Below are 19,133 nucleotides of genomic sequence, written 5' to 3' on the forward strand. Positions count from 1 at the left end.
GGAAATACACGGGCAACGGCCGCTATTAATTAATGTTACGCCAGGCACCAATGGCAGGATCCGCGAGATCCGCATGCAGGGTGTCAATCAGTAACACAGTCACTTTTTGCTGTGGCATAAACTGCGGCGACCAGACGCCACGTAAAGTTTCAACGCGTTTTTTAACCACATCGGCATCCTGTCCCGTGGTCTTGTCCATTTTGACCAACAGCGTTCCGTTAAAACGCCAGAGGTGCTGTTTGGCATCGAAGGGCAGCACCAGCCAGCTGTCGGCAGCATCCGGGCGCGTCACGATCATGCGTTGGTTATTGACGGCGATCACCTGTAACGGTGGGCCGCTGACATTGAGATTGGCGATCGGATAACCCTGGTAAAAATTGACCGCCAACTGCTGCGGCTGGCCGTTGATCACCTGGGTCAGCTCGCTGCTGCCTTCCAGCCAACCTTCAGACGAGCAATGCTGCTGCGTCATTTCAGGGATAAACAGCGATGCGCCTTTATCATCCCACCAGGTGCGGAAATGACAGCCACCCGGCAAGGCAAATTGTTGCAGTGGGCTGCTGTCTGCCGGGCGTGATAAATCGAGAGGAGCAGCATTGTTGGCGCTGGCATTGGCGGTGGCATCATTCAGCACAATAGGCCGCCAGTTCTGTAATTTGGTGGCGCTGCCGTTAGCCAGCACGTTGCCATCTTTGTCGGTCATCTGCCAGGGAATCACATCCAGTGTGCCGCACTGATTCGCCAGCAGTGTGCCGACACGCGGCAAAAAGCTGGTGAGCACGCTGGAGTCGGTGCCTTTGCCGGAGACAATACGCAGCGGCAGTGTCTCTTTACACCAGTCGTTTGGGGCGTTACTTGCCACGTCATCGATATACACTTCCAGCGCGAGGCTCGGGGAGTACACCACCCGATAATCTTCAGCCTGTGCATTCAGGGCCAGCAGCAGCGTCGCTAAGCCCGACAACCACAATTTCATATGAATCCTTGGAATCAATAACGTGACGGCAGAAAACGTGCCGCATCGGCCTGGGAATAAAGCAGCGTTGCTTCCTGTGGCTCACCAATCCAGATCGCCAGAGCGCTCAGATTGTCGCTTTTTACGCTGCGGTTAACGGCTTGTTCCATCAATGCCAGCCACTCTTCGCAGGCATTGACCATGCGCAGGGCCTGTTCCATTTCGTCAGTCGTCAGGTTGAGCCAGAATCCGTCGGTACAGACCAGAAAGGCATCGCCATCTTCCAGCGCAATTACCTCGCTAAAAGTGGCCGGACGCGCCGGTTCAACGCCGAGCGCATTATAGAGTAAATTACTGTTAATGCCGGTATTTTCATAGCCAGCCTCGCGCAATTGTTGGGCCAGACTATGATCGCGTGTTACCTGAAAAAGAGAACCGTGGCGAAAGTGATAAACCCGGCTATCACCGGCGTGCGCCCACCATGCCCGTTGTTTTTCCCGATCAATAAATAGCGCGGCCAGCGTGGTGCTCATGCGGGAAAAATTCGGATTCTTTCCCTGCTCCTCCAGCAGCACGCGCTGGCAAAGTTTGATTGCCTCCGCCGTCACCGCAGGTGTGAAGGCCGCATCTTGTTGTACTGCGTCGAGCAGGGTATCACGTACCAGTTGTGCCGCCCGATCTCCTCCCGGCAGGCCCGCCACGCCATCACACACCACAAAACAAGCCTTGCGATCGTCCAGTTGCGCACCGGTACGATCCTGATTTTCATCGCGCATACCTTGCTGGCAGCGGCTGGCAAACATCATCTTCATGAGTCTTCCGTCCGCGTCTGTGAATCTTTGTATTGGTTAACTTCCATATCGTAGGCGTGCAGAAAGGCTTCACCGAACAGGGTGTGGAAGTCATCCTCAATCTCGCCAGCAGTGCGTTGATAATGACGGGAAAAATGGTCCCATAGCGCGGCCTTACGTGTATTCGCAAACGGCATTTTTGGCATGACGCCATCTTGTCGTGCCTGATCTTCCAGCCGCTGGGGATTGAATGATTGCAGCATCGCCGCGATGATGGCGCGAATACCGGCAATCATCCCTAATTGATGGGCCTGTAAATCCACCAGGGCATCACGCACGGCAGTTTCCGGCGGCATAAAGCCCGGCATCTGGCTTTGGTACATCTGCATCAGCACCGTTTTGCCAGAAGGAAGGATTTTGAAGGGGTTATTGGCCTCGTTAAGGATCATCGTCATATCGGCTTTGACACCGCGTTTCAGAATCGATCGTGAGGAGAGAAGCGCGACTGTGCCCTGCGAAAACAGACTCAGCATCCGTCCGGTGATGCGCATCTGTTCTTCGTTCATGGGCGTTTGATGGCCGTTGTTCAGCCCCATTCCTTCCAGCAACGCGATAATCAGCTTATCCTGGTCCGTACCGGGCAGCACCGTGGGCAGGGCGGGTGAACTCTCCTGTGGGTCGATCGCCAGGCGTGCATCATTATGACGTTCAGGGCGCGGCGCGGCGGGTTCAGGGATGACATGCTGGATGCTCTCCAGCATGCCAAGCGGGTCACTTTCTGCCGGGGAAAAAAACGCCAGTGGATCGTCTTTTTGCGCCGTGGTGCGTGCCGGGTCGCGTACCTCCAGCCCGTATTCTCCAATCGTTAACGCATCACCATGTTGCAATGACGCTTGCGCACCGCGTGGCAATGGCACGCCATTCAGCACCACTGAGGTGACGCTGCCCTGGTTGGTCAAACGGCATTCGCCTTCGGGCGACAGATGTACCAGTGCCTGTAGGCGAGAAATGGCCCGCGATTCATCCGGCAGCACCAGATCATTATCCTGACTACGGCCGATGGTGCCGCCTGGCGGCTTAAAGGCCACCGTTTTTGCCGGCACATCCGTATTGCACTGCACAATGGTAAATTCCATGAGTCTTCCCGTTTACAGAGGGCAAACGTCGCGGTCTATTCGAACATGGGCGGATAGAGACCGTTACGTCCCGGCTGCGCACCTGACGCCGGGTTAAACAATAATGCAAAAAGCTGCGCGGTGAGCGGGCCACTGTGTTTATGTGTGGCGTGTGCAAAACCGTCACTGCGGTTACTCCACCAGTAGCTGATATGCTCGTGGGGATCAAAATGGTCGGCCACTTCACGCCAGCTTAACGAGCTGGGCAGGTCAGCGAAACCAATCACGTCCATGATGTCGGTACGACGTTTTTCCGGGACCAGCAACGGTGACATCTGTTGTATAGCCAGCTCCAGCATGTCTGCGGTCTGGGCATCCCGCACTGCACGCAACAACGTCATCCCCAATTCCTGAAACCAGTCGCCAGAGAGCGCCAGTTGCGCAGGATGCCACTGGCTCACGGGAAAACTGCGCAACGCCAGCAACGGCCAGGCGCGCCCGACACGGTCACAGGAGGGCAGCAGGCAACCCATTTGTACCTGGGGGCGCAGCGGTGAAATCGGTAAAACAAAATTCCACACCGGTGCCGCCAGAAAGTGCTGGGTCGTGGCATTCTCCTGCTGATGCCAATGCAGTAAACCTTGCTGAAACCAATGGCTCCAGGATGTCACGCTATTCTCACTGAGTCGCTGGCGCAGGAAATCACCGGTTGTCGGCAACTTCCCGTACCAGCCGGGGGCGGTATGTGTCGCCATCATTACCTCACCATTACTCACTGTGTCCGGTCAATCGCTGTGCAGCGTTTAACGGTGCGAGCGTCAGCGTATTGCCGTTCTGACCGGCATTTTTCAGATTTTCCGCAAGCTTACGCATCATCAGTGCGTTGTCGCGGGCATAAGGCGAAGACTGAATCTGCTGATCAAGCAATTGACTGAGGTGCCAGTCCAGCTGCTGTAAATCGCGTGCACTGACGTTATCCGGCAGGGTGCGTTGCAGATTTTGCATCAGCCAGCCACGCAAAAACTCGCCATCATAATTGCGTGGCTGATACAGCATCTGATAGGCCCGGAGCGCATTGCGGCTGTATTCATTATCAGTACCGGGATCGTCGCGCAGCAGATTGGTGATCTGCTGGGCCACGCGTGGCAGTAATAAAGACTTAAGGGCGTTTTGATAAAGCACCCAGGCTGCATCGCTTACCTGATTACCGCGATACAAGCCGACACGCATGGTAAGCGGAGGATTATCGAGGGAAAAGCGATCCGAAAGCGGCAACTTCACCAGATTATTTAAGAAGGGTAGCAGATCAAAAATATTATCCGCAGGCTGATGAATAACTTGCTGGCTCTGCTGGGTGATCGGTGCTATACGTGCGGCGACCTGATCAAGATAGCGCTGATTCTGGAGATAGCTGGCGAGCCACAGGCAGGAAAGCAGCAGCAAAGCGCCGGTCAGCACGCCATAGCCAATCCAGTGGAACAAGCGATTGCGGTACTCCCAGTGACGGTTGCTGCCTGCCAGACCGCTCTCACGAAACACTAAATCGCTCAACAGGTTGCGGATAAAGAAGCTTTGCCCACGCGTGCCAGGGATGGGGCTGCTGCGATTGACGCTATCCCAGGCGGCGATGGTGTGCTGGCCTGCTTGCGGCAACTGAAGTTTGCGGTTTAGCTCGCCCATGATGCGATCAAAAGGCAAGCCTTCCTGGGTGCCGCTGGTGAAAAACAGGCCGCGTGCCGACCAGGCCACGGCGTCCTGATGGCCGGAAAATACCACATCAAGGTACTCGTTCAGCAAGGGTCGCAATGAGCTGAATTCCTGTGGAAACAGGAAGCTATCGGCGCGCTGGGTCAGGTCACGATCCTGCGCCATCACACCTGCCAGCTGCTGATGCAGGCGCTGTTCAAGCAGATGATATTGTTGGCTGAAGCTGCGGTGCCAGTCATCCTTGTGTGGTTTACCCGGTTCCCAGGGAAAGGTAAAACCCCAGATAGCATCGCGTTGCTGTTTATTCAGGCCACCATAGAAACTCATAAAACCTTTCAACAGATCGGTTTTCGTCACCATCACGTAGACCGGAAAGTGGATGCCGGTTTGCTGGTGCAATTCCACCATTCGCTGGCGTAACGCGGTGGCCTGCGCGTGGCGTGCTTCGGCGGAGTCGGTCAGCAGATCGGCCACGCTAATGGTCATGATCACGCCATTGATGGGTTGCCGGGTACGGTAACGCTTCAACAATTGGATGAAGTTATGCCATTCGCTGGCATCGCGTGCCCGTTGGCTTTCCTGCAACGCATACCGGCCAGCGGTATCAATCAGCACTGCACTGTCCGTAAACCACCAGTCACAATGACGTGTACCGCCAACCCCGCGTACAGCGGCATTGCCGAGACTGTCGGTGAGGGGAAACTCCAGTCCGGCATTGAGCAACGCGGTGGTTTTCCCGGCACCAGGCGCGCCAATAATGACGTACCACGGTAGCTGATAGAGATAGTGACTCTGGAAGCGCGCCAACCAGCCTTGCCGCTGACGGCGGCCAAATTGGGTGCGTTTCAACCGTTGGGCTGCTTCGCTAAATCGTTGAGTCAGCAGCGTCTCCGTCATCTGGCGATCGGAAAGCTCCTCGCTGCTGACTTGCTGCAAGCGGGTCAAAAGTTTGCTGTTAAACCAGGCACGCCAGATGGCAGGGATAAACTGGAACAGCACCCAACAGAAATAGAGCAATCCCACTACCAGTTGCCGTGGCAATAAGGGTTCGAGTGGTCGGGTATCGCCCCAGCTCCACAGTGGGCCGAGAATCCACAACACGCAGCTCAGTGCAGTGATGCCAATAAAACTCCACAGCAGACGGTGCGTTAATAAATGCTGAAGTGATGCGCGCATCATTGGCCTCCCTGATGATTGCTAAGGGTTTCCGGTGCCGCAAACAGGGTGATTTCTACCCGGCGATTGCGGGCGCGATTTTCATTGCTGTCGTTTGGCAACAGGGGATTACTGTCGCCACGGCCCTCCGCCTTCACGCTATGTCCCTCAGCGAGTTGCGGATTGAGCAACTGGGCGACGGCGCGGGCGCGGGCAAAGGAGAATTCATAACTGGAAGCAAAACGGCCATCCACCGGGCTGTTATCGGTATAAACCGACACCAGCACCGTACCTTTCACGGTTTTCATGGCACTGGCAACATGCGCCAGTAGCGCTCGTCCCACCTGATTGACCACGGTGCCATCAGTGATAAACAACTTGTCAGCCGGGATGATAACTTTGCTGCCGAAGGCCCCATCGCTCACTTCAAGTTGCCCCGCCGCGATGACATCATTGAGACGCTGATGCAAATCAAGCAAGGCCTGCGGTGACGTTGGGCGACGCCCTGGGGTGATTTGCGGTAAAGGGGTTTCGTAGATGGCACGTAACAGCGGTTCCGCCGCATTGCCGAGACGCCAGTTCAGACCGCTATAAATCAGACACGCCACCAGCGCCGCCAGGGTGATGCAGGCCCACAGCGGCACCATCGGGCGAGATAAGCTGCTCACCAGCGGATGCACCTCAACCAGTCGGGCGCTGGCCGCGCCTGTATCGGGTCGGGTTTCTGCAATCAGATGCGCCAAACGTTTCCGAATGATTTCGCACTGCGCCTGGCCATTTTCGCTACCGCGATAGCGTCCTTCATAGCCTAACAACAGGCAGTAGTGGATCACTTCCAGCAACCACAAATGTTGCTGCGGATTTTGTGAAATGCGCGATAACAGCTGGAACACCTTCTCGCCGCCCCAGCTTTCATTGTGGAATGTCACCAGCATACCGTTACCTGACCAGACGCCGCGCGTACCCCACGGGGTCTGTGCTGCCGCTTCATCCAGCAAGCTGCACAGGCAATAGCGTGCGCCAATGATCATCTCGAAAGGTAAACCGGACATTTTACAGCGCTGTTCAAACTGACGAATTTCATCGATCAACAGCTGACGTAAACCAGCGGGGTCATCGTGTGTAGCGGCCTGCCGTATCTGAACGACGGCATTGAGGATCGGGGCTGCGGCAGTCAATAACAGGTTATCATTGCCCGCGACGGTAACGTCTCGTGCCAGGGCTTCCTGAGTCATTAAATCTCGTTCTTCCAGGCAATAGTGGAACCCTCTGCCCGCAGAGAGTAAGGCTTCTGCGGGCAATATGCGCCGGATTTCATGATCAGTCTAAGATCCAGGTCGCGGTATCGTTGGTGCGGCACGCTTTGCTGGCGCCCCCCACGTCTACACAGACCTGTTTGCTGCGGCGGGGACGGGGGCGGTCACTACGCAGGGTGGCATCATAGCGGCTGCTCTCTACGCCCGCTTTCGGCGGCACGTAGCCAATCAGCGTGCCCTGGGGTTCATCAGCAATCGCCAGCCAGCTATGCTCAACACGACCCAGAACTTCAAAGGTTTTACCCGTCTCCAGGTAGCGTACCACTTTGCCGCTGTAATCTGGCGTGGTCATGATTGAAGCGCCATAGAGCGCCCGGAAGCTCTGATTGACCGGCGTGAATTCGCCAGGTGCTGCCACCGCATGACGATGAACCAGTTTAACCCCATTCACTTCACTGGTTACCAGGGTGTCATCTGTGACTGGCGGCGGTGGTGCTTTGCAACTTGCCAAAGTCAGCACCGCCAGCAGCGTTAGCACAAGACTCTTATTCACCATGATCCTCAAATTTCATCAGATTAACTGCATAATGCATTGCCCTTTACGGCGAAAATCAGGCGCAGGCGGCCAGATTATGCAGTGAGAATGCCTTCAAAAAAACAGTCAGATTACAGAAAGATAGTGCTCCCGTCAGTCTACCTAAGACTTTTGAGAATTCAAACTATTGCACCGTGGGAAATCCCGTGCTACCGGGTAAAACGGCGTTGTTTGCCGGTGATAAAAAAAGCGTACCTTCAGGGATAGTTAAGCCAATTTAACTTATTTGTTGCCATTCAGCGCCTAAGGCTGCGTAGCCGCTTTTGACTCAAGTTAGTACCAAAGAAAATTGGTAAATAAGATTAATCTATTTTCTATCATAAAAAAAGATTGCGGCAGTAAACAATTTTCTTACTTTCAGAATATCCGTGCCTGATTCAGCCAGTTGCAAATCCAGTTCCGGCATGGCTTTTGCTAAGACTTTTACTCAAAAGGGGAATGCCAGGAGAATGCGATGACTCAGGCTGTAGATTACCTGCATGCCAGCCGCGCCAGTGAAATTGCCAGCCTGCAACGGCTGCTGCGTACCGGTGAATTGATCACTGCTATCAGTGAGTTAATTCATCGGTTACAGCGCGAGAGGGGCGTCAGCAATATCTGGTTATGCTCAACCGGACGCGTGTTTGGTGATGAGCTGGAAGCGCGTGCGCAAGATGTGCAATCAGGACAGCGTCACATGCTCTCGGTTCTACCGGCGGCAGATGCGCAACCCGGCTACAGCCGTTTCTGCCTGTTAATTGCCGCCGCATTGCAGGCGCTGGAAGGGCTGCCGGCGCTGCGGGCGCAGGTGCGCAGCCTGCAATTGTCCCATGCGCAGGCGATGGACGCCTTCAACCACATCATTCGCACCTTATTGAATCTGGTGTTTGAAGCGGCAGATACCGCCAGCGAACCGGATATTTCACGGGCGCTGATCGCGTTGTTCAGCTTTATGCAGGGCAAAGAGCTGGCTGGTCAGGAACGGGCAACCGGCTCAGCGGGCTTTGCTGCCGGACAATTTACCCCGGAGCAGCGGCAGCGCGTTCAGGCGCTGATTGAAGCCCAGGAGCAAAGTTTTGCCACCTTCAGTCAGTTTGCCGATGCACAGAATCTGCAACGTTGGCGTCGGATGAGTGATGCGGGCAGTGAAGTCGAACGTCTGCGCCGTATCGCCTGTACCGGTGCGCACTGCGGTGATAACGGCGTATTGCAGTGGTTCTCTTTGCTCACGGCGCGTCTGGACAATATGAAGCAGGTCGAAGATGGTCTGAGCGCGGCTTTAATGAGCTGCTGCCGCCGGGCAATGGCCGAAACGCAGCAACACGATGCTAATGCCACCCTGCTGGCGGATGAAGCAGGTTTTACCTTGTATGTCGCCGGGGCCAACTGGCTGGCAGGGCAGGATGTCACGCTGGACAGCAACGGTCTGGCGCCACAGCTGGGACGCTCGGTCCTGTCGCTCATCCGTGAACAGGCGCAGCGTTTGCAGGCGCAGGCCGATGAGCTGGCCAGTATGCGTGCGTCACTCGATGAACGAAAAGTCATTGATCAGGCCAAAGGCTGGCTGATGCAGCAGCATGGTTACAGCGAGCAGGATGCCTGGCAGACACTACGCAAAAGCGCCATGAACCAGAACAAACGCATCCTCGAGATCGCCCAGGCGATTCTCGCTGTCGCCGCCACATTGAAGGTCTAACCCATTGGAGTTATCTGCACAAAGAATGTGCGTATTTTGCGTCAACGCGGTGCGTGTCAAGGGGTGGCGCGGGAGCTGATGCTGATAAATAGCTGAAAATTCACCCTCCGCCATCCTGGCACACCCTTTGCAACATCTTTATGACATTGCGCATTTGTTGTGCCAACGGCGGCAGAACGAGTGCTTTGGATAAAGGCGTCCGGCCCCATGCGATTGCATGTGGGAGGACGCCTTTTTTTATTCCTTTTTTCAGGGTGATGCGGATGAGCAGAACGCGGTTTTCGATTTCCCGTCGGCAGTTTTTGCTGGGCAGTGCGGCGGTAGGGGGGAGTTATCTGCTGCCGGGGCTACGCAATGCCGTCTGGGCGGCAGGTAGCGATGCGCCGGAGAAAAGCACGGTGCGAGTTGGTTTTATCCCACTGACTGACTGCGCGCCGGTGGTGATGGCAGCGGTGAAAGGCTTCGACAAAAAATACGGTATCAGTCTGCAACCCAGCAAAGAGGCGAGCTGGGCGGCGGTGCGCGATAAGCTGACGGCTGGCGAACTGGATGCGGCCCATGCGTTGTACGGCATGATCTATGGACTGCAATTGGGCGTTGCCGGTCCACAACATGACATGGCAAACCTGATGACGTTGAATAACAACGGCCAGGCCATCACCCTGTCGAATCAGCTCAAAGAACAGAAGGTGACGGATGCAGCCAGTCTGAAAACCTTTATCGCAGACAGCGCCAAAGGCACTTACACCTTTGCTCATACCTTTCCCACCAGCACCCACGCCATGTGGCTTTACTACTGGCTGGCGAATGCCGGTATCGATCCCTTTGAGGATGTGCGTACCGTCGTGGTGCCGCCACCGCAGATGGTGATGAACATGAAAATCGGCAATATGAGCGGTTTTTGTGTTGGTGAACCGTGGAACCAACGTGCCATCAGCGACAACATCGGCTTCACTGCCGCCACCTCCCAGCAAATCTGGCCGGATCACCCGGAAAAAATCCTCGCCACCCGCGCGCAATGGGTGACGGAGAATCCCAACACCGCCCGCGCCCTGACTGCTGCGGTGCTGGAAGCCGCACGCTGGATTGATGCATCGGATGACAACCGGCGCGAAACAGCGCAAACCCTGGCCGGGCGGGCATGGATCAACACCAAACCTGAAACCCTCGAGGGACGCATGCTCGGCCAGTACCAAAACGGCCTCGGTCAGCAATGGCAGGATGCCCATGCGATGCGTTTCTTCTACGACGGTGAAGTCAGCTTCCCGTACTACTCCGACGGCATGTGGTTTCTGACACAGATGAAGCGCTGGGGACTAGTGAAAACTGACCCGGATTACCTTGGCGTGGCGCAAAAAATCAACCGACTCGACATCTATCAACAGGCGGCAGCGGCGGTGGGGAACGTCACCGTGCCCGCCAACGCCATGCGCAGCAGCACCCTGATGGACGGCAAAGTGTGGGACGGTAGCAACCCCGCCGCCTATGCCGCCAGTTTCGCCATTCACCGTTAAGAGGAATTACCATGAAATCTGAAGCGCGTTCCCTGACACCACCGGTCAGCGCCGCTGCCCCCACGGCGCAGGTGATCCCCCTTAAGGCCCCAGGCCGGTCCGGCGTAAGACAGCCCAGGCTGCGGCCCCTGCTGCAACGGTTGATACCGGCGAGTTGCGGCATCCTGTTGCTGCTGTTGGTATGGCAAATTGCGGCCATGTCGAGCAAGGGTTTCCCCACGCCGTGGGCCACCTGGCAGGCGGCATTAACCTTGTTTGCTGATCCCTTCTACAACAATGGCCCCAACGATCAGGGTATTGGCTGGAACGTGCTGGCCTCACTGCAACGCGTGGCGGTGGGCTTTGGGCTGGCGGCGCTGGTGGGGATTCCGGCAGGGTTCCTGCTGGGCCGTTTCACCTTTGTCTCACGCATGTTCAACCCGATTATCGCGCTGCTTCGTCCGGTCAGCCCACTCGCCTGGCTGCCGATTGGCTTGCTGTTGTTCCAGCGTGCTGAACCGGCCTCAAGCTGGACCATTTTTATCTGCTCGATCTGGCCGATGGTGATCAATACCGCCGAAGGGGTGCAGCGCATTCCCCAGGACTACCTCAATGTGGCGCGGGTGCTGCAACTCTCGGAGTGGACGGTGATGCGCCGCATCCTGTTTCCGGCGGTGCTGCCTGCGGTACTGACCGGGGTTCGTCTCTCAATCGGCATCGCCTGGCTGGTGATTGTCGCTGCCGAGATGCTGACTGGTGGTCTGGGGATCGGCTTCTGGATCTGGAATGAGTGGAACAACCTCAATGTGGAAAACATCCTGATTGCCATTGTCATCATCGGTGTGGTCGGGCTGCTGCTCGAACAGGCGTTGATGTTACTGGCCCGTCGTTTTAGCTGGGAAAAATAAGGAGCCATGACGATGAATCCAATTATTCGTGTGCAGCAGGTGAGCCAGCGCTTTGCCACCGCGCAGGGGGATTTCCTCGCGCTTGATAATGTCAGCTTCGATATCCATCCGGGGGAAACCCTCAGCCTGATCGGCCATTCCGGCTGTGGCAAATCCACCTTACTGAACCTGATAGCCGGTCTGACGCGCCCGAGCAGCGGCGTGCTGTTGTGCGACAACCGTGAAGTGACCGGCCCTGGCCCGGAACGCGCGGTGGTGTTTCAGAACCATTCGCTGCTGCCGTGGCTGACAGCGTATCAGAACGTCGAACTGGCGGTGCAGCAGGTGTTTAAAGGCAAGATGAACCGGAGCGAGATGGCGGAGTGGATCGAGCACAACCTTGGCCGGGTACAGATGAGCCATGCGCTGCACAAGCGGCCTGGAGAAATATCCGGTGGCATGAAACAGCGGGTGGGCATTGCCCGGGCGCTGGCAATGAAGCCGCGCGTGTTGCTGCTGGATGAACCCTTTGGCGCGCTGGATGCCCTGACGCGCGCCCATCTTCAGGACAGCGTGATGCGTATCCAGCAGGAACTGAACACCACCATCGTGCTGATTACCCACGATGTCGATGAGGCGGTGTTGCTCTCCGATCGCGTGTTGATGATGACCAACGGTCCGGCGGCGCGCGTCGGTGAAATTCTGCCGATTGACCTGCCGCGCCCACGTTCCCGTGTGGCGCTGGCGGAGGAGCCGCGTTACCACCATCTGCGCCAGCAGGTACTGCATTTCCTGTATGAAAAGCAGACGGCAGTGGCGTAAGGAGCCGGGCATGCAGCAACTGATTGTCATCGGCAACGGTATGGCGGGTATGCGCATGGTGGAAACTCTGGTGCAGCAAGCACCGGGCCGCTACGCCATCACGGTGATAGGCCGTGAACCGCACGGCAACTACAACCGGGTGCTGCTGTCGCCGGTGCTGGGCCGGGAGAAGACCTTCGCCGACACCCTGATCCATACGCCAGAGTGGTACGAGGAACACGGAGTCAGGTTGCTGGCGGGGGAGGAGGTGCGTTCCGTTGATGTCGCCGGGCGTCAGCTCCATACCGACCAGCGCAGTCTGCACTGGGACAAGCTGGTATTTGCCTGTGGTTCCCAGCCACGGATGCCGACCTTACCGGGCATTGCATGCCCGCACGTATTGGGCTTCCGCACCGTGCGCGATGTGGAGCGGATGCAGGCCCAGCAGGGACCGGTCGTGGTCCTCGGTGGTGGGCTGGTGGGGGTAGAAGCGGCGGCGGCCCTGCGGTTGCTGGGGCGCGATGTCACGCTGCTGCATCACCGCCGCTGGCTGCTCGATCGCCAGCTCGATGCGCAGGCGGGAGCGTTGTTGCAACAACATCTGACGGCGCGCGGTATCGATTGTCGACTCGGCGTCTCGTTGCAGCGGATTGATGCGCAGCAGGTCACGCTGACCGATGGTAGCTGTCTGGCAGCACAACAGGTGGTGATCGCCATTGGCGTGGTGCCGGAAATCGCGCTGGCGCAGGCGGCGGGTGTGCCTTGTCAGCGCGGCATTCAGGTCGATCGTCAACTGCATACCGCCATTCCCGATGTGTACGCGCTCGGGGAATGCTGTGAAATCGACGGTGAAACCTTCGGGTTGATCGCCCCCTGTCTGGCGCAGGCTTTGGTCCTGGCGGCCAGTCTGGCCGGGCAACCGGTTGACGATTTCCACTATCAGGAGAATGGGACGCGGCTCAAGGTCAGCGGTATTGACGTCTTCAGCGCCGGAGACATCCGCGATGCCCCCTCTCTCACCAGTTTCGATCCGCTGTCCGGTCACTACCGGCGGCTATTTCTACGCGACGGCGTGCTGGCGGGGGTGTTGCTGTTTGGCGATAGCACCCTGGCCTCCCGTTTACTGACCCGACTTCAGCGGGCCGAACCGGTGGATCTCAATGCGCTGTTCGGTCTGGACAATAACAAGACGCAGCCTCGCGCTGTAGGAAAGGTAATGATGAGCAAACCGATTCTCGCGTTGGTTGGTCACGGTATGGTCGGCCACCATTTTCTCGAACAACTGGTCAGCCGCGATCTGCACCAGCAGTACCATATCGTGGTGTACGGTGATGAGCCGCAGATGGCCTATGACCGCGTACACCTGACGGAGTATTTCAACGGCAAGAGCGCTGATGACCTGTCGTTAGTCAGTGACAACTTCTTTGAACAGCACGGAATTGAGCTGCGTTGCGGCTGTGAAGTGCTGGCGATTGACACGCAACGCCGCAGCTTGCGCGATAGCCACGGCAGCGAACTGGCGTGGGATAAACTGGTGCTGGCGACCGGCTCGGTGCCTTTCGTGCCACCGCTGCCAGGGCGTGACCATCCGCGTTGTTTTGTCTATCGCACGCTGGCGGATCTGGATGCGATCGCCGATTGCGCCCGGCAGGCAACGCGCGGCGTGGTGATTGGCGGCGGTCTGCTCGGTCTGGAAGCCGCCAATGCGTTAAAACAATTGGGACTGGAAACCCATGTGGTGGAGTTTGCGCCACGGCTGATGGCGGTGCAGCTGGATGACGGTGGCGCGCAGATGCTGCGCGGTAAAATTGCCGCGTTAGGTGTACAGGTACACACCAGCAAGGCGACGGAAGCGATTGAAAACCAGCCGGACGGCAGCGTGCAGTTACGCTTTGCGGATGGCAGCCTGCTGGCGACTGACCTGGTGGTGTTCTCTGCCGGGATCCGCCCGCGTGATGCGCTGGCACGGGCGGCGGGCATCAGCATGGGCGAGCGTGGAGGCATCGTGATTGATGATGGCTGCGCCACCAGCGTCAGCGACATCTATGCTATCGGCGAGTGCGCGTTGTGGCAGGGACAAATTTTTGGTCTGGTGGCGCCAGGCTACCAGATGGCGCGCGTACTGGCGGGGCAGTTAGCGCAAGAGACAACCGCATTTAACGGTGCCGACATGAGCACCAAACTCAAGTTGCTCGGTGTTGAGGTGGCGTCATTTGGTGATGCACATGGACGTACACCTGGCAGCCAGAGTTATCAGTGGACGGATAACCCGAAAGGCATCTACAAAAAGTTGGTGATTTCAGATGACGGTAAAACCCTGCTTGGCGGCGTGCTGGTGGGCGACAGCAGCGACTATGCCAGCCTGTTGCAGATGATGCTGAACAAAATGGCGCTGCCGGAAGCAGCGGAAAGTCTGATTCTACCGCAGCTGGCAGGCGCACCCGGCAAAGCATTGGGGGTGGCGGCGCTACCGGACAGCGCGCAGATCTGTTCCTGCCACAATGTCAGCAAAGGGGATATTTGCGCAGCAGTGCAAAGTGGTTGTGGTGATATGGCTGCGCTGAAAAGCTGCACCAAAGCCGCGACCGGCTGCGGTGGCTGTAGCGCGCTGGTGAAGCAGGTGATGGAGCATCAACTTGCCAGCCAGGGTGTCGAGGTGAAGAAGGATATTTGTGAACATTTTGCCTGGTCACGGCAGGAGCTGTATCACCTGATTCGGGTGGGTGAGATCACCACATTCGACCAACTGCTGGCACAGCATGGTCGTGGCCACGGTTGCGAAATTTGCAAGCCGCTGGTCGGATCGCTGTTAGCCTCCTGCTGGAATGATTACCTGCTGAAACCGGCGCATCTGCCGTTGCAGGATACCAACGATCGCTACTTTGCCAATATCCAGAAGGACGGAACTTATTCAGTGGTGCCGCGGGTGCCCGGTGGCGAGATTACGCCCGAGGGCTTGATGGCGATTGGCGCGGTGGCGGCGCAGTACCGTCTCTACACCAAAATCACCGGCGGTCAGCGCATCGACCTGTTTGGTGCGCGTCTTGATCAGCTCCCGGCGATTTGGGAAGCGCTGATCGCTGCCGGATTTGAAACCGGCCATGCCTATGGCAAATCACTGCGCACGGTGAAATCCTGCGTGGGATCGACCTGGTGCCGCTATGGCGTACAGGATTCTACTGCGTTTGCCATCGCCCTCGAGCATCGCTACAAAGGGCTGCGCGCACCGCACAAAATCAAAATGGCCGTCTCCGGCTGCACCCGTGAATGTGCTGAAGCGCAAAGCAAAGACATTGGGGTGATCGCCACCGATAAGGGCTGGAATCTGTACGTTTGCGGCAACGGGGGAATGAAACCCCGCCATGCCGACCTGTTTGCCAGCGATTTGGATGATGCCACGCTGATCCGCTACGTTGACCGCATTCTGATGTTCTATGTACGCACCGCTGACCGGCTGCAACGCACCAGCGTGTGGATGGACAACATGGAGGGGGGCCTGGCTTATCTGCGTCAGGTGGTGATTGACGACTCGCTCGGCCTGGGTGTCACGCTGGAACAGGAAATGCAGTGGGTGGTCGATCGTTATCAGTGCGAATGGCAGACCACGCTGGAGAACCCCTCGCGTCGGGCGCTGTTCACCGCCACCATCAACAGCGACCAGCCGGATGAAACCCTGCATTACGCCGAGGTGCGGGGGCAGCGCCAGCCGCTGGAGACGCTGACTATCCCGAGTGTGACCCTGCCTGCGGAGCCGTGGAGCGCCATTTGTGAGCAAAGCGCCATTCCTGCCTCAGCGGGGATGGGTGCCCGGCTTGGCAACCAGCGCGTGGCCCTGTTCCGCTTCGGCGACACCGTTTATGCCCTGGAAGATATTGAACCCGGTACTCAGGCCAGCGTGTTGTCGCGTGGCATCCTGGGCGATGTAGCCGGTGAGCCGGTGGTGATTTCACCCTTGTATAAACAACGCATCCGGTTGCGGGACGGCCAGAGCCTGGATAATCCGCAGCATCAGTTGCGTTGCTGGCCGGTGCGTCTGGAAGGCGGTCAGGTGTGGTTGGGTAATCAGCCGCTGTTGGCGCTGGCGGCGGCATCATGAAAACGACCTGTCCCTACTGTGGCGTGGGCTGTGGCGTTGAAATCAACCCAGCGGATAGGTTAGTGAGTGGCGACCGTCAGCATCCGGCCAATTTTGGCCGCCTGTGTGTCAAAGGTTCGGCGTTAGGTGAAACCCTCGGACAGGAAGGGCGTTTGTTGTGGCCGCAGGTGCGGGGGCAGCGGGTGAGTATCGATCGCGCGTTGGATGTGGTTGCCAGCGAATTGCAGACGATCATCGCGCAGCACGGGCCGCAGGCGGTGGCGTTTTATGCCTCCGGGCAGTTGCTGACCGAGGATTACTACGTTGCCAACAAGCTGATGAAAGGCTTTATCGGTGCCGCCAATATCGATACCAATTCGCGGCTGTGTATGGCGTCGGCGGTGGTGGGCTATAAACGGGCGTTCGGTGCTGATGCGGTGCCCTGTTGTTATGAAGATCTTGAGCAGGCCGATGTGGTGGTTCTGGTGGGTTCGAATGCCGCCTGGGCGCATCCGGTGGCGTGGCAGCGTCTGGTACAGGCGAAACAGCAGCGTCCTGAGATTAAGCTGGTGGTGATCGACCCACGTCATACCGCCAGTTGCGAGCTGGCTGATCTGCATCTGGCGCTCCGCCCCGGCAGCGACGGCGCGCTGTTTGCCGGATTGCTTAACTGGCTGGCGATTCAGGGCGGGATCGATCAGACAATGTTGCCGCATCTTGCCAACGTGGATAGCACGCTGGCGGCCTGTGCTGACTGGGATCTTGCGGCGGTGGCCCATACCTGCCAGTTAGCAGACGCTGACATTCTCGCCTTCTGGCAGCTGTTCACCACCCAACCCCGAGTCCTGACCTTATGGTGTATGGGGATCAACCAATCGCAAACCGGAAGCGACAACAACAACGCTATCCTCAACGTTCATCTGCTGAGCGGTAAAATTGGCCGACCTGGCTGCGGGCCGTTTTCGTTGACCGGTCAACCCAATGCGATGGGCGGGCGTGAAGTGGGCGGTTTAGCTAACCAGTTAGCGGCGCATATGGGGTTTAGTCCGCAAGAGGTTGATCGGCTTGGGCGTTTTTGGCATAGCGATCGTGTAGCGCATCAGCCGGGTTTGATGGCGGTCGATCTGTTCCGGGCGATTGAACGTGGCGAGGTAAAAGCGGTATGGATCATGGGTACCAATCCGGCGGTGTCGATGCCGGAGGGCAACCGCGTCGCCGAGGCGCTGCGGCGCTGTCCGTTGGTGATCGTCTCGGAGGTCAGTGCCGTGACCGACACCAGCGCCTTTGCCGATGTGCTGTTGCCTGCCCAGGCCTGGGGCGAAAAAAACGGTACCGTGACCAATTCAGAACGACGTATCTCGCGCCAGCGCAGTTTTGTCGCCCCTGTCGGGGAGGCGAAACCGGACTGGTGGTTACTGGCACAGGTGGCGCAGCGATTGGGTTATGGCGCAGCCTTTGACTGGCAGCATCCCCATGAAGTCTTTGTCGAACATGCGGCGTTATCAGGTTTTGAAAACGCCGGTAGCCGTGCGTTTGATATCAGCGCGCTGGCGACCTTAAGCCGTGAGCAGTATGACCAACTTACGCCGGTACAATGGCCGGTAAATGCCGCCGCACCGCATGGCTCGTCGCGCTTGTTCGCCACGCGCCACTTTTATCATCCGGATGGTAAAGCCCGCTTGTTGCCATTGGGCATCCCGATCCTCAGTGCACCCGCACGCCACTATCCCCTCCTGATGAATACCGGGCGTATCCGCGATCAATGGCACACCATGACACGCACCGGTAACGTCACACGCTTGATGCAGCATTATGACGAACCTTTTGTGTTGCTCCATCCGCATGATGCCGCTGCTCACGGGCTGGGGCAGGGTGATCTGACACGGGTGCAATCCACATTAGGCTGGTGGTGTGGACGGGTGATGATCGACAACGGCCTGACACGCGGCCAACTGTTTATCCCGATGCACTGGACGCGTCAATTCAGTGCCCAGGCCAATGTCGATGGCCTGGTGGCGGCGCGCAGTTGTCCGGTGTCCGGGCAACCGGCGCTGAAGCAAACCGCGGTGCGCCTGCAACCGCTGCGCCCGCAGTGGCAGGGGTGGCTGTGGCAGCGTGCGCGATGTGATCCGCAGCAACTGGATTATTGGTCGCGCGTGCCGCAGTCCGGTGTGCAACGTTACGTATTGGCCGGTCAGGGGGATCCGGCGGCATGGCTGCATCAGCAGCCCGGCATGGATGAGCTGGAATGGCAGCAGGCGCACGCCGGTCAGCAGCGACATATGCTGGGCTGGCGCGATGGGGTACTGGAACGGGCGTTCTATGCTGCGCCCTGGCTACCTGAAATCGACCACGCTTTTGTGGCACAGGCATTCAGCCTCCCGCCTGGCTCGGCGCAACAGCGCCATGCGCTGCTGGGTGGACGGCCGGAACAGGGGGAGAGTCAGGGTCGCACCTTGTGCAGCTGCTTCGGGGTGGGCGAACTGGCGATCCGCCGTGCCATTGATCAAGGCTGCCAGACAGCCGCCGCCCTCGGGGCGGCGCTGAAATGTGGCACCAACTGTGGCTCCTGTATCCCGGAGCTGAAACAACTTATCGCGGCGCACACCGTGGCGCAGTAATGGAGGT

General features: G+C 57.9%; 13 protein-coding genes. 6 read left to right on the forward strand and 7 right to left on the reverse strand.

Annotation, left to right across the window (positions count from 1 at the left end):
- Positions 1-25 precede the first annotated feature (25 nt).
- The 7 genes from L579_RS03655 to L579_RS03685 all read right to left on the reverse strand — a co-directional run bounded on the left by L579_RS03655 (position 26) and on the right by L579_RS03685 (position 7,535).
- The gene (locus L579_RS03655) at positions 26-976 is read right to left on the reverse strand and encodes a hypothetical protein (protein WP_021182926.1); all 951 of its coding nucleotides are present in this window, start codon (positions 974-976) and stop codon (positions 26-28) included.
- Positions 977-990: 14 nt separating this feature from the next.
- Positions 991-1,767 (reverse strand): PP2C family protein-serine/threonine phosphatase, encoded by a 777-nt coding sequence (locus L579_RS03660; RefSeq protein ID WP_021182927.1) that lies wholly within the window; start codon positions 1,765-1,767, stop codon positions 991-993.
- Positions 1,764-2,882: a type VI secretion system-associated FHA domain protein TagH gene (tagH, locus tag L579_RS03665; protein WP_021182928.1), complete on the reverse strand. Its 1,119-nt coding sequence runs from the start codon at positions 2,880-2,882 to the stop codon at positions 1,764-1,766. The genes L579_RS03660 and tagH overlap by 4 nt, the downstream gene beginning before the upstream one ends.
- 35 nt (positions 2,883-2,917) lie before the next feature.
- Positions 2,918-3,616 (reverse strand): type VI secretion system-associated protein TagF, encoded by a 699-nt coding sequence (gene tagF / locus L579_RS03670; RefSeq protein ID WP_021182929.1) that lies wholly within the window; start codon positions 3,614-3,616, stop codon positions 2,918-2,920.
- A 13-nt stretch (positions 3,617-3,629) separates the two neighbouring features.
- Positions 3,630-5,744 (reverse strand): type VI secretion system membrane subunit TssM, encoded by a 2,115-nt coding sequence (tssM, locus tag L579_RS03675; RefSeq protein WP_036625092.1) that lies wholly within the window; start codon positions 5,742-5,744, stop codon positions 3,630-3,632.
- On the reverse strand, positions 5,744-6,958 hold the full coding sequence (icmH, locus tag L579_RS03680) for a type IVB secretion system protein IcmH/DotU (RefSeq protein WP_021182931.1): 1,215 nt from the start codon (positions 6,956-6,958) through the stop codon (positions 5,744-5,746). The genes tssM and icmH overlap by 1 nt, the downstream gene beginning before the upstream one ends.
- Before the next feature lie 85 nt (positions 6,959-7,043).
- The gene (locus L579_RS03685) at positions 7,044-7,535 is read right to left on the reverse strand and encodes an SH3 domain-containing protein (RefSeq protein ID WP_200864649.1); all 492 of its coding nucleotides are present in this window, start codon (positions 7,533-7,535) and stop codon (positions 7,044-7,046) included.
- Between the two features lie 493 nt (positions 7,536-8,028).
- Here L579_RS03685 and L579_RS03690 point away from each other — a divergent pair, with 493 nt between their 5' ends.
- From L579_RS03690 to L579_RS03715, 6 genes are all read left to right on the forward strand, one after another.
- Positions 8,029-9,249 carry a nitrate regulatory protein gene (locus L579_RS03690; RefSeq protein WP_021182933.1) on the forward strand — a complete coding sequence of 407 codons (1,221 nt, stop codon included), beginning with the start codon at positions 8,029-8,031 and terminating at the stop codon, positions 9,247-9,249.
- 263 nt (positions 9,250-9,512) lie between these two features.
- Positions 9,513-10,763, forward strand: coding sequence for a CmpA/NrtA family ABC transporter substrate-binding protein (locus tag L579_RS03695; RefSeq protein WP_021182934.1), 1,251 nt, complete (start codon positions 9,513-9,515; stop codon positions 10,761-10,763).
- 11 nt (positions 10,764-10,774) lie between these two features.
- A complete protein-coding gene (gene ntrB / locus L579_RS03700) occupies positions 10,775-11,650 on the forward strand; it encodes a nitrate ABC transporter permease (RefSeq protein ID WP_021182935.1) in 876 nt (291 codons plus the stop codon).
- 12 nt (positions 11,651-11,662) lie between these two features.
- Positions 11,663-12,451, forward strand: coding sequence for an ABC transporter ATP-binding protein (locus L579_RS03705; RefSeq protein WP_021182936.1), 789 nt, complete (start codon positions 11,663-11,665; stop codon positions 12,449-12,451).
- The gene (nirB, locus tag L579_RS03710) at positions 12,426-16,526 is read left to right on the forward strand and encodes a nitrite reductase large subunit NirB (protein WP_081692760.1); all 4,101 of its coding nucleotides are present in this window, start codon (positions 12,426-12,428) and stop codon (positions 16,524-16,526) included. Before L579_RS03705 ends, nirB begins: the two co-directional genes overlap by 26 nt.
- On the forward strand, positions 16,523-19,126 hold the full coding sequence (locus L579_RS03715; RefSeq protein ID WP_036624953.1) for a nitrate reductase: 2,604 nt from the start codon (positions 16,523-16,525) through the stop codon (positions 19,124-19,126). Before nirB ends, L579_RS03715 begins: the two co-directional genes overlap by 4 nt.
- Positions 19,127-19,133 lie beyond the last annotated feature (7 nt).

It is taken from the genome of Pantoea sp. AS-PWVM4, from assembly GCF_000468095.1.
GTDB lineage: Bacteria > Pseudomonadota > Gammaproteobacteria > Enterobacterales > Enterobacteriaceae > Pantoea > Pantoea phytobeneficialis.

What these genes read in the sequence shown, in the direction of transcription:
- L579_RS03715 (WP_036624953.1), top strand. Translation starts at nt 16,523, where the DNA reads ATGAAAACGACCTGTCCCTACTGTGGCGTGGGCTGTGGCGTTGAAATC.
- L579_RS03695 (WP_021182934.1), top strand. Translation starts at nt 9,513, where the DNA reads ATGAGCAGAACGCGGTTTTCGATTTCCCGTCGGCAGTTTTTGCTGGGC.
- tssM (WP_036625092.1), bottom strand. Translation starts at nt 5,744, where the DNA reads ATGCGCGCATCACTTCAGCATTTATTAACGCACCGTCTGCTGTGGAGT.
- L579_RS03660 (WP_021182927.1), bottom strand. Translation starts at nt 1,767, where the DNA reads ATGAAGATGATGTTTGCCAGCCGCTGCCAGCAAGGTATGCGCGATGAA.
- L579_RS03685 (WP_200864649.1), bottom strand. Translation starts at nt 7,535, where the DNA reads ATGGTGAATAAGAGTCTTGTGCTAACGCTGCTGGCGGTGCTGACTTTG.
- icmH (WP_021182931.1), bottom strand. Translation starts at nt 6,958, where the DNA reads ATGACTCAGGAAGCCCTGGCACGAGACGTTACCGTCGCGGGCAATGAT.
- tagF (WP_021182929.1), bottom strand. Translation starts at nt 3,616, where the DNA reads ATGGCGACACATACCGCCCCCGGCTGGTACGGGAAGTTGCCGACAACC.
- ntrB (WP_021182935.1), top strand. Translation starts at nt 10,775, where the DNA reads ATGAAATCTGAAGCGCGTTCCCTGACACCACCGGTCAGCGCCGCTGCC.
- tagH (WP_021182928.1), bottom strand. Translation starts at nt 2,882, where the DNA reads ATGGAATTTACCATTGTGCAGTGCAATACGGATGTGCCGGCAAAAACG.
- nirB (WP_081692760.1), top strand. Translation starts at nt 12,426, where the DNA reads ATGAAAAGCAGACGGCAGTGGCGTAAGGAGCCGGGCATGCAGCAACTG.
- L579_RS03655 (WP_021182926.1), bottom strand. Translation starts at nt 976, where the DNA reads ATGAAATTGTGGTTGTCGGGCTTAGCGACGCTGCTGCTGGCCCTGAAT.
- L579_RS03690 (WP_021182933.1), top strand. Translation starts at nt 8,029, where the DNA reads ATGACTCAGGCTGTAGATTACCTGCATGCCAGCCGCGCCAGTGAAATT.
- L579_RS03705 (WP_021182936.1), top strand. Translation starts at nt 11,663, where the DNA reads ATGAATCCAATTATTCGTGTGCAGCAGGTGAGCCAGCGCTTTGCCACC.